This window comes from Spirochaetota bacterium (assembly GCA_026414805.1).
Lineage (GTDB): Bacteria > Spirochaetota > UBA4802 > UBA4802 > UB4802 > UBA4802.
This window is the reverse complement of the sequence record JAOAIH010000179.1, coordinates 1-259: the sequence shown is the minus strand read 5'-3', so window position 1 is coordinate 259 and position 259 is coordinate 1. Positions and strand designations below refer to the sequence as shown.

At 32.4% G+C, this 259-nt stretch carries 1 protein-coding gene; it reads right to left on the bottom strand.

From position 1 onward, the window contains the following. Positions 1–259: efflux RND transporter permease subunit (locus N3F66_15260; GenBank protein ID MCX8125504.1), on the bottom strand; the 259-nt coding region annotated here is incomplete at both ends.

Here is a 259-nt window from a genome sequence, read left to right as displayed (position 1 = left end):
TCTAATGTCAAAGCTAAAAATGCTGCAGAAAGCATAATTAATACCTTCGTCCAAGCTAAAGGAGAAAAAAGTTTCCCTTCTTGTTCATTCAACATAAAAATAGGCACAAAGGAAACTGCAACTATAAGAAGAGAAAAAAACACTGAAGGTACTACTTCCTCTATTGCTGATAGTCTTACATAATAAAAATCCTCTTTTCTACCCCTTTCATTCCATAACTCTATTTTTTTATAAGCATTTTCGACCTCAATTATAGCAC